The sequence below is a fragment of the Pedococcus sp. genome (assembly GCF_036000045.1).
Lineage (GTDB): Bacteria > Actinomycetota > Actinomycetes > Actinomycetales > Dermatophilaceae > Pedococcus.
On sequence record NZ_DASYGF010000055.1, the window covers coordinates 1 to 8,944 of the forward strand.

11 protein-coding genes and 1 tRNA gene are annotated in these 8,944 nt (G+C 70.6%); 9 read left to right on the forward strand and 3 right to left on the reverse strand.

The features are described 5' to 3' along the window. Positions 1–826 (forward strand): recombinase zinc beta ribbon domain-containing protein (locus VGN50_RS08770; protein ID WP_327444369.1); only part of this gene is annotated, 826 nt, incomplete at its 5' end. Here VGN50_RS08770 and VGN50_RS08775 read toward each other — a convergent pair. Then, positions 808–892: transfer RNA gene (locus tag VGN50_RS08775), tRNA-Leu, on the reverse strand. The genes VGN50_RS08770 and VGN50_RS08775 overlap by 19 nt on opposite strands. Before the next feature lie 103 nt (positions 893–995). Between VGN50_RS08775 and VGN50_RS08780 the strand changes: the two genes are divergently transcribed. Both VGN50_RS08780 and VGN50_RS08785 read left to right on the forward strand, forming a co-directional pair. Next, a complete protein-coding gene (locus tag VGN50_RS08780; protein WP_327444370.1) occupies positions 996–2,351 on the forward strand; it encodes a M20/M25/M40 family metallo-hydrolase in 1,356 nt (451 codons plus the stop codon). Between the two features lie 119 nt (positions 2,352–2,470). Further along, entirely contained in the window at positions 2,471–3,442 is a 972-nt protein-coding gene (locus VGN50_RS08785; RefSeq protein ID WP_327444371.1) for a hypothetical protein, read from the forward strand. Here the strand turns inward: VGN50_RS08785 and VGN50_RS08790 are convergent. Further along, positions 3,420–3,602 carry a DUF5703 family protein gene (locus VGN50_RS08790; protein WP_327444379.1) on the reverse strand — a complete coding sequence of 61 codons (183 nt, stop codon included), beginning with the start codon at positions 3,600–3,602 and terminating at the stop codon, positions 3,420–3,422. The genes VGN50_RS08785 and VGN50_RS08790 overlap by 23 nt on opposite strands. A gap of 40 nt (positions 3,603–3,642) precedes the next feature. Here VGN50_RS08790 and VGN50_RS08795 point away from each other — a divergent pair, with 40 nt between their 5' ends. Then, the gene (locus VGN50_RS08795) at positions 3,643–3,960 is read left to right on the forward strand and encodes a primosomal protein (RefSeq protein WP_327444372.1); all 318 of its coding nucleotides are present in this window, start codon (positions 3,643–3,645) and stop codon (positions 3,958–3,960) included. 42 nt (positions 3,961–4,002) lie between these two features. Here the strand turns inward: VGN50_RS08795 and VGN50_RS08800 are convergent, their stop codons facing one another. Then, positions 4,003–4,941 carry an aldo/keto reductase gene (locus VGN50_RS08800; protein WP_327444373.1) on the reverse strand — a complete coding sequence of 313 codons (939 nt, stop codon included), beginning with the start codon at positions 4,939–4,941 and terminating at the stop codon, positions 4,003–4,005. Positions 4,942–5,015: 74 nt separating this feature from the next. On the opposite strand from VGN50_RS08800, the gene VGN50_RS08805 reads away from it, so the two are divergent. The 5 genes from VGN50_RS08805 to VGN50_RS08825 form a co-directional block, all read left to right on the forward strand. After that, positions 5,016–6,074, forward strand: coding sequence for an LLM class F420-dependent oxidoreductase (locus VGN50_RS08805; protein WP_327444374.1), 1,059 nt, complete (start codon positions 5,016–5,018; stop codon positions 6,072–6,074). A 27-nt stretch (positions 6,075–6,101) separates the two neighbouring features. After that, positions 6,102–6,962 carry an undecaprenyl-diphosphate phosphatase gene (locus VGN50_RS08810; protein WP_327444375.1) on the forward strand — a complete coding sequence of 287 codons (861 nt, stop codon included), beginning with the start codon at positions 6,102–6,104 and terminating at the stop codon, positions 6,960–6,962. Positions 6,963–6,971: 9 nt separating this feature from the next. Then, a complete protein-coding gene (locus VGN50_RS08815) occupies positions 6,972–7,700 on the forward strand; it encodes an MSMEG_4193 family putative phosphomutase (RefSeq protein WP_327444376.1) in 729 nt (242 codons plus the stop codon). A 9-nt stretch (positions 7,701–7,709) separates the two neighbouring features. Continuing rightward, entirely contained in the window at positions 7,710–8,249 is a 540-nt protein-coding gene (locus VGN50_RS08820) for a DUF3090 domain-containing protein (RefSeq protein ID WP_327444377.1), read from the forward strand. Next, positions 8,177–8,944 (forward strand): SCO1664 family protein (locus VGN50_RS08825; RefSeq protein WP_327444378.1); only part of this gene is annotated, 768 nt, incomplete at its 3' end. The genes VGN50_RS08820 and VGN50_RS08825, both read left to right, overlap by 73 nt.

Here is an 8,944-nt window from a genome sequence, read left to right on the forward strand (position 1 = left end):
CCCCGAGGATGTGGCTGCCGGAAATCAGGTCCGTATGCGATGGCGCAACGAAAGCGACTGGATCCGCAGCGCGATGCGAACGCACGAAGCGCTGATCTCAGATGACCTTTTCGAACAGGTTCGTGGCCGGCTCGCATCGAAGACGCAGCCCTCCGAAAGGAAGCCCCGTGAATCGCGGCATCCCTACGTGCTCCGGGGTGTGTTGTTCTGCGCGCACTGCGGGCGCCGCATGGAGGGCGCCTGGCGCAAGAACAGGGATGACGGCTCAAGCGGCCGCACTATGTACCGCTGCGCCCTGAGGAACACGCGATCCCTGACAGCCGACATGGAGGAGCACCCGCAGTCGATCTACCTGCGCGAAGATGCTCTCCTGCCTGCAGTCAACGACTGGATCGCCGGGCTCGTGACTCCGGACGCTCTGGTCTCCGGCCAGGCGCCGACCGGTCAGCCCTCCCGGACGGCGGCGGTAAGGGCTCAGATCGCCGAGCTAGACAGAAAAATCAATGCGCTCGTCGCGGCGATCGAGGCGGGTGTAGAGGTCGAAGAGGTGTCTGAACAGCTCGCTCGACGCTCGAAAGAACGCGCGGGCCTCGAGGCCGGACTCCGGCAGGAGAGGAGCGAGGACCGCCTGACGGCGACCGAAATGCAGAAGGCGCTCGACGATCTCGGCGGTATCGCCATGATCTTGTCGAGCGCCGAGCCTGCGCAACTGTCGAGGTTGTACGCCTCACTGGGGGTGAGGCTTGAGTACAACCACGTGCTCAAACGGGTCCAGGCCACCGCGGAAACCGCGTGTGTCCTTGGCCGTGTCCGGAGGGGGACTTGAACCCCCACGCCCGATAAAGGGCACTAGCACCTCAAGCTAGCGCGTCTGCCATTCCGCCACCCGGACAAGGTGTGTCACAGGCGCTTTGGGGAGCGCCTGCTGCGACCCGGAACGATAGCACGCGGCCTCACCCATCTCCGAACCGGCTGTCGCACCTAGGGTGATGGCCATGAGCCCCCTCAACGACGAGCGTCCGGACCCCGATCCCGTTGGCACCGAACCTCTCGACGAGGTGGTGCGCCTCTGTCAGGAGCTCATCCGGATCGACAGCACCAACCACGGCGACGGGAGCGGCCCGGGGGAGCGGGCCGCGGCGGCATACGTGGTCGAGCAGCTCCGTGAGGTCGGCCTGGAGCCCACCGTGGTCGAGAGCGACCCGGGACGCCACAGTGTCGTGGTCCGCCTGGAGGGGGAGGACCGAGAGCGACCGGGTCTGTGTCTGCACGGGCACCTCGACGTCGTCCCGGCCAACGCGGCCGACTGGCAGGTCGACCCGTTCTCGGGCGAGCTGCGCGACGGCTGCATCTGGGGTCGTGGCGCGGTCGACATGAAGGATATGGACGCCATGATCCTCGCCGTGGTCCGTGACCTCGCTCGGCGCGGAGCCAAGCCGCCACGCGATCTCGTGGTGGCCTTCTTCGCCGACGAGGAGGCCGGGGGCACCAAGGGCGCCCACTACGTCGTCGAGAACCACCCCGAGCTGTTCGAGGGGGTCACCGAAGCGGTCAGCGAGGTCGGCGGCTACTCCGTCACGGTGCCCACCGCGGGCGGCGGCCAGACCCGCGCCTATCTCGTGCAGACCGCCGAGAAGGGCATCCTGTGGCTGCGTCTCACGGCTCACGGTCGCGCCGGCCATGGGTCGGTGCCCAACGACCAGAACGCCGTGGTCCGCCTGGCCCAGGCCATCGCCCGCATCGACGCCCATTCATGGCCGCGCGAGTACGTCGCGTCGGTGCGCCAGCTCCTTGACGGCCTGAGCGAGCTCACCGGCACCTCGTATGCCGATGACGACCTCGACGGGCTGCTCGCCCACCTCCATGGGGCACAGGGGTTCGTCAGGGGAACGTTGCAGGACACCGCCAACTTCACCATGGCCGACGCCGGCTACAAGCACAACGTCATCCCGCAGTCCGCCTCGGCGTCGCTGGACGCCCGGTTCCTACCCGGCCACGACGACGAGCTGCTGGCGACGATCCGCGAGCTCGCGGGGGAGCACGTGGACGTGGACATCGTCCACCACGACATCGCACTGGACGCGCCCTTCGACGGGCCCTTGGTCGAAGCCATGAAAGCGGCGCTGCTCGCCGAGGACCCCGGGGCCAGCGTGCTGCCGTACTGCCTCTCAGGGGGCACCGACAACAAGGCGCTCAGCCGGCTCGGGATCACCGGTTACGGCTTCGCCCCGCTGAAGCTGCCTGCCGACCTGGACTTCGCCCCGATGTTCCACGGGGTCGACGAGCGGGTCCCGGTGGAGGCACTCGCATTCGGCGCGCGGGTACTCCGGGCGTTCATCGCAACCTGCTGACCTGCTGCGATGGCCGTGACAGCCGCCACACGTCCGATGACTACTGGGGCGTAGCCTCCCTGGTTCTGCGTCGTTGACCTAGAGACAACAGGGTCATCGGTGGAGGAGCGGTCATGGGCATGAACACGAAGTCGCAGGGGTGGGCGCGGTGGGTGGCAGTGGCCACCGTCGCGGGCGGCCTGGCTCTCACCGGAGCAGCAGCAGGCCAAGCGGCCGGCCTGCCGGCTCCGTCGGCCCCCTCCGCGCTCCCGGCTCCGCCGGCACCCCTGAGCAGCCTGCTCAGCACCTCCAAGCTGTCGGCGTTGCTGACCGGCACCACCCCACCTGCGCTCCCGGGTGCTTCGCTCCCGGCGCCGCCGTCCCTCCCGCTTCCCGCACCCTCCGCCCCTGGCGGCGGCGCGCCCTCGGGCTCAACGGGATCCGGCTCGACCGCCGGCTCGAAGAGCGGCAGCACGACCGGCAGCTCGAAGAACGGCCCTTCGACAAGCGGTAGCTCCGCCACCGGCTCACCGGGCGCCGTCCGGGCGACCACGCCCGTGGCCAGCCTGTGCCTCATCCCGACGGGTTCGTCCTCGCCGGCCTTCGACCTCGGCCTCACCGCGCTGGGCCAGGACCTGTCCTCGCCGCTGGTGCAGCACTTCCCGCAGGCCTTCGCGCCGTGCCCTGCCGGTGCGGTCTCCTCACCCGGCCAGGTGCTCGCCGTCGACGCCTCCCTCAACGGTCTCCTCGGAGCCTGCGTCCGAGTCACCCGTCAGGTCGTCCCGGTCCAGACCACGCTTGTCATGCTGAACCACAACCTGATCCAGGAGCTCACGGCCGCTGGCGTCCCGCTGCAGCAGCTCGTGGTGCCCTGCCCGGCCGGGTCCGGCGGCGGCGCCGGAGCCTCGGCCACGCCAGCAGGGTCAGGCTCCCTCGCGAACAGCGCCCTGGCCGGCGACGACCTCGGCAACCCCGCCGGTCAGGGTCGCCTCGCCTTCACCGGCATCGACCTCGTCCCCAGCCTCGCGCTGGCCGGCGCTCTCCTCTGGTTCGGCACGCTGCTGCTGCGGGCCTCGCGTCGTCTCAACGTCAGCGCCGTGGCACGCGGATGATCTTGCGCCGCAACCAGGTCCTCTGAGTGCCGCCGAGATAGATGCGGGTGCGGTGCAGCTCCCAGTGACCGTACTCGGCATGGTCCGACAGGGTCCGGCGAACCTCGGACCGGGACACGTCTCGCGCGAAGCTCAGCACGCGGTACTCGTACTCCACCATCACCGCGCCATTTTGCCGCAGAACCCGATACCGTCGGCACATGACCGCAGACCCGCGTGGCGCGCTGGCCAACCTCGTGAGCGCCTTCGAGCGCCATCTGGAGGCATCCTCGTCCAAGCGGGGTGAGGAGGACCCCACCGTCATCGCGGCCTATGACGACCTGGCCGACGCGTTCGCGACCTACGACGAGGCGCTCCTGCAGGCCTACGGCGAGATGACCCCCCTCGACATCTACGACGGCGAGGATGACGAGGACGAGGACGAGGAGCTCGACGACCACAGCGACGAGGACCGTGACCCCGGCGTCTACTCGGGTCTCGACGACGCCGACTACGACGAGGACGAGACCGAGCACTGAGGACGTCACTGAGTCTCTGACTGACGTCACCGAGCACTGACGTCAGTCAGAGACCTCGTCGAGAGCCGCGACGATCTCGCTCGGCAGCTCGAGCGCCTCGCTGGACAGCGACGTCCTGAGCTGCGCCGTGGTCCGTGCGCCCACGACCGGGCTGACCACGCCGGGCCGGTCGCGGACCCAGGCCAACGCGACCTCTGCGGGGCTGACTCCCAGCCCGCGCGCGGCGATGGCCAGTGCCTCGACGATGCCCGCCGCGCGCTCGTCGAGATAGCGGGCTGTGAACCTCGGGAAGTCGCGGGAGGCGGCCCTGGAGTCCGCCGGGATGCCGTGCCGGTACTTGCCGGTGAGCACTCCCCGCCCCAGCGGAGACCACGGCAGCAGTCCGAACCCCAATGCCTGGGCGGCGGCCAGCAGGTCGGGCTCTGCGCTCCGGTTGACCAGCGAGTACTCGACCTCGTTGGCGACCATCGGCACCCGGGCCTGCTCGAGCAGGGAGAGGGCCCTGGCGCTCTGCCACCCGCTGAAGTTCGATACGCCCACGTACCGGGCGCGCCCCGTGGAGATGGCCCACTCCAGTGCGGACAGCGTCTCCAGCAGCGGCACCTCGTCGGACCAGGTGTGCACGAGCCAGAGGTCCACGTGGTCGGTGCCGAGCCGCTCGAGCGAGGTGTCGAGCTGCGCGAGCAGGCTGTGCCGTGAGGTGTCCACCACCCTGTGCCCTGAACGCCGCGAGATGCCGGACTTCGTGCAGATCACGACGTCCTCGCGGCTCACCTCGTCCTCGAGGAGCCGGCCGATGATGGTCTCGGAGGCGCCGTCGGAGTACCCGTGGGCCGTGTCGACGAGGTTGCCCCCGGCGTCCAGGAACGTGCGCAGCTGCTCGCGCGCGCCCTCCTCGTCGGTCGTCCGGCCCCACGTCATCGTGCCCAGGGCCAGTCGGGAGACCGAGAGCCCTGAGCTCCCCATTCGTCTGCGGCGCATGTCTCCGTACCGTAGTGGGCCGAGCCTGCGGCATACCCGGGCCCCGCCGCGCGAGGGCCGATAACCTGCGCTGCATGGAACTCGGCGTGAACCTCGGTTACTTCGGCATGGGCGTCGACGGCGACAACGTGGCAGTGGCCCAGGAGGCCGACCGGCTGGGGTATGCCGTGGCGTGGGCGGCCGAGGCGTACGGCTCCGACGTGCCGACGGTCCTGGCGTGGATCGGCGCGCTGACCGAGCGCATCGGCCTGGGGGCTGCGGTCATGCAGATCCCCGCGCGCACCCCGGCGATGACCGCCATGACCTCAGCCACGCTCGACACGCTGTCGGGTGGCCGCTTCCGGCTGGGGCTGGGCGTGAGCGGGCCGCAGGTCAGCGAGGGATGGCACGGCGTGCCGTTCGCGGCGCCGCTCGGGCGCACGCGCGAGTACATCGACATCGTGCGGATGGCCCTGCGGCGCGAGTCGGTCGCGTATGCCGGCCAGTACTTCACCCTTCCGGTCCCGGACGGCCCGGGCAAGGCCCTCAAGCTCACCATCCACCCGCCGCGGCCCGACCTGCCGATCTACCTGGCCGCGGTGGGCCCGAAGAACCTCGAGCTGGCCGGCGAGATCGCGGACGGCTGGCATGCGATCTTCTTCAGCCCCGAGCACTCCGGCGCCCTGGTCGAGTCGGTGGCGACGGGCCGGCGCCGCGCCGGCCGGGGCAGTGAGGACAACCCGCTGGATGGCTTCGACATCGCGCCCTCGGTCCCGGTGGTCATCGGCGACGACGTCCAGGCGGCGGCCGACCTGGTCCGGCCCTATGCCGCGCTCTACATCGGGGGCATGGGCTCGCGCCAGCAGAACTTCTACAACCAGCTGGCCTGCCGGATGGGCTTCGAAGAGGCTGCGGCGCAGGTGCAGGACCTCTACCTCGCCAAGCGCCACCGTGACGCAGCGGCGGCCATCCCCTTCGAGCTCATCGACGCCACCGCGCTGATCGGGCCCCCCGACCGAATCCGCGACCGCATCCAGCGCTATGCCGAAGCCGGCGTCGGGACCCTGTCCGTGGCCCCGTTCGCGGGAAGCCTCGACGAACGCCTGCATGTCGTGCGGACCATGGCCGAGGTCATGGGCCAGACTGGCCTCTGACGTCAGTCCCGAGCAGGAAGCGGTTCCTTGAGCACTCTCACTTACCTGGACTCAGTCATCCTCGGCGTCGTCGAGGGTCTCACCGAGTTCCTGCCCGTATCGTCCACCGGGCACCTCACGATCACCGAGAAGCTCATGGGCTTCAAGCTCGACGACCCGGGCCTCACGGCATACACCGCCATCATCCAGCTCGGGGCCATCGTGGCGACCTTCATCTACTTCTGGCGCGACATCGTGCGCCTGGTGGCCGCCTGGGTGGCAGGGCTGCGCAGCGCCGAGGCCCGGACCCACCACGACTACCAGCTGGCCTGGGCGGTCATCGTCGGCTCGATCCCGGTGGGCATCATCGGCTTCGTGCTCAAGGACGTCATCAGCGGGGCGCTGCGCAGCCTCTGGGTCGTCGCGATCGCCCTGGTCCTGTGGAGCGTGGTCATGTGGCTGGCCGAGAGCCGTCACGCCATGCTGGAGCGACGGGGCGAGCAGCGCGGCGAGGGCAGCGTGACCCTCATGGACGGCCTCATGATCGGCCTGCTGCAGTGCATGGCCCTCGTGCCGGGCGTCTCCCGTTCCGGCGCCACCATCTCGGCAGGGCTGTTCCGTGGGCTCGACCGCCTGACCGCCACCCGCCTGTCGTTCTTCATGGCCATCCCGGCCCTCACGGCGGCGGGGCTGTTCGAGGCGGCTCACGAGAAGTCGCACCTCAAGCTCCTGGGCGTGGGCCAGATGGGCCTGGGCATCATCGTGTCCTTCGCCGTGGCCTACGCCTCGATCGCGTGGCTGCTGCGCTTCGTCAGCTCGAACCGGATCACGGCCTTCGTCTGGTACCGCGTGCCGCTCGGCATCGTGCTGGCCGTGGTGCTCGCGGTGGGTGCCCTGAGCGCCACGTAGGCTGCGCTCGTGCCCACCTGCCTGCTCGTCCGCCACGGCCACTCGAGCGCCAACGGCCAGGGCATCCTCGCCGGACGCATGCCCGGCATCCACCTCACCGAGGCCGGGGTCGAGCAGGCGGCAGACCTGGCCCGGAGGTTCGCGGGGATCAGCGTCGCGCGGGTCGTCACGAGCCCCTTGGAGCGCTGTGTCGAGACGGCCACGCCCCTGGCTGCGGCTGCCGGGGCGCCGCTCACCGAGGAGCCCGACCTGCTCGAGTGCGCGTACGGCGCCTGGACCGGCCGGCCGCTCGCCGAGCTCTCGAAGGAGCCGCTGTGGGGGACGGTGCAGGACGACCCGGTGTCGGCTCGGTTCCCCGACGACGACCGGTATGCCGCGGAGAGCCTGAGCGAGATGGCGCAGCGAGCCATGGCGTCGGTCCGCCGGATCGACGAGCAGGTGCGTGAGGAGCACGGTGATGCCGCCCTGTGGGTGGCCGTGAGCCATGGGGACCTGGTCAAGGCGGTGCTGGCCGAGGCCACCGGCAGCGGGCTGGCCCGATTCCAGCGCTACACGGCCGACCCCGCATCCGTGTCGGCGGTGCGCTTCGGTGCCCGCCACACCTTCCTGCTGGCCGCGAACGTCCTGGCTCCCGACCTGTCGCGGTTCGTTCCGCCGCCGGAGGGGCAGCCGTCCGCCGACGCGGTGGTCGGCGGGGGCGCGGGCCAGGGCGCGAACGGGCACCACCCCCAGGGTTAGAGTCTGGGCATGGCGGTCAACGACTTCGATCCTCCGGACCGGTTCGTCGCCGGGACGGTGGGTCCTCCTGGTCAGCGCACGTTCTTCCTCCAGGCGAGCTCCGGGCGCCGGGTACTCAGCGTGTCCCTCGAGAAGCAGCAGGTCGCCGTGCTCGCGGACCGCATCAACGACCTCCTCGACAGCTATGCCGGGGGAGCGGGCGCCGACCATGCCGCCACCGAGGTCGTCGACAACGCCCCGCTGGACACCCCGATCGAGGACGAGTTCCGGGTCAACACCTTGAGCCTGGCCTGGGACGAGGCCCGCAGCCGGGTCGTCATCGAGTGCCTCGACCGTGACCCCGACGACCCGGTGGGCAACACCGACCCCGAGGTCCTGACGCAGGAGCCTCGGCTCATCCGGGTGGTCCTGACGCCGGCCCGCGCGCGCGCGTTCGCCCGTCGTGCCCAGTCCCTCGTCGCCGCCGGACGCCCGCCGTGCCCGTTCTGCGGTGGCCCCCTCGAGACCGAGGGGCACATCTGCCCCCGCGCGAACGGCTACAAGCGCTGACCGAGGCCCAGGCCTCGAGCCGCCCACCCATCGAGGTCCTCGCCGAGGACGACGTTGAGGTGCTCGGTCGCCTCGTCGACGCCTCCAACCTCGCACTGCTGGTTCGGGTCGGCGGCGTGGACGGCACCCTGGCCATCTACAAGCCGGTGGCGGGGGAGCGGCCCCTGTGGGACTTCCCTGACGGCACCCTCGCGGCCCGTGAGGTGGCAGCGTGGCTCGTCAGCTCGACCGGTGGCTGGGGCATCGTCCCCGAGACGGTGCTGCGCACCGGCCCGCAGGGCACGGGGTCGATCCAGCGCTGGGTGGGGGACCCCGAGTCGGAGCCCGAGTATGCCGTCACGCTGGTCAGACCGGGGGCGGTGCCACCCGGCTGGCTCCCGGTCCTCGAGGGCGAGGACGCGAACGGGCGCCCGGTGGTGCTCGTGCACGAGGACTCGCCGGGGACCCGAGCCGTGGCCGCTTTCGACGCAGTGATCAACAACTCGGACCGCAAGGGGTCGCACCTGGTCCGTGAGGGGGGCGCCTTGCGTGGGTTCGACCACGGCGTCAGCTTGCACGAGGAGGACAAGCTCCGGACGGTGTTCTGGGGGTTCGCCGGCCAGCCGCTGGCGCCTCAGGAGCTGGACAGGATCAGCACCGTCCACGACGCCGCCGTGGACGCGTCGTCGGCCCTGCGCCTCCGACTGGACGAGCTG

Bases quoted from the DNA above. Each gene is read 5' to 3' on its own strand.
- VGN50_RS08800 (WP_327444373.1), bottom strand. From the start codon at position 4,941: ATGCGCCGCAGACGAATGGGGAGCTCAGGGCTCTCGGTCTCCCGACTG.
- VGN50_RS08820 (WP_327444377.1), top strand. From the start codon at position 7,710: ATGGCGGTCAACGACTTCGATCCTCCGGACCGGTTCGTCGCCGGGACG.
- VGN50_RS08785 (WP_327444371.1), top strand. From the start codon at position 2,471: ATGAACACGAAGTCGCAGGGGTGGGCGCGGTGGGTGGCAGTGGCCACC.
- VGN50_RS08805 (WP_327444374.1), top strand. From the start codon at position 5,016: ATGGAACTCGGCGTGAACCTCGGTTACTTCGGCATGGGCGTCGACGGC.
- VGN50_RS08780 (WP_327444370.1), top strand. From the start codon at position 996: ATGAGCCCCCTCAACGACGAGCGTCCGGACCCCGATCCCGTTGGCACC.
- VGN50_RS08795 (WP_327444372.1), top strand. From the start codon at position 3,643: ATGACCGCAGACCCGCGTGGCGCGCTGGCCAACCTCGTGAGCGCCTTC.
- VGN50_RS08790 (WP_327444379.1), bottom strand. From the start codon at position 3,602: ATGGTGGAGTACGAGTACCGCGTGCTGAGCTTCGCGCGAGACGTGTCC.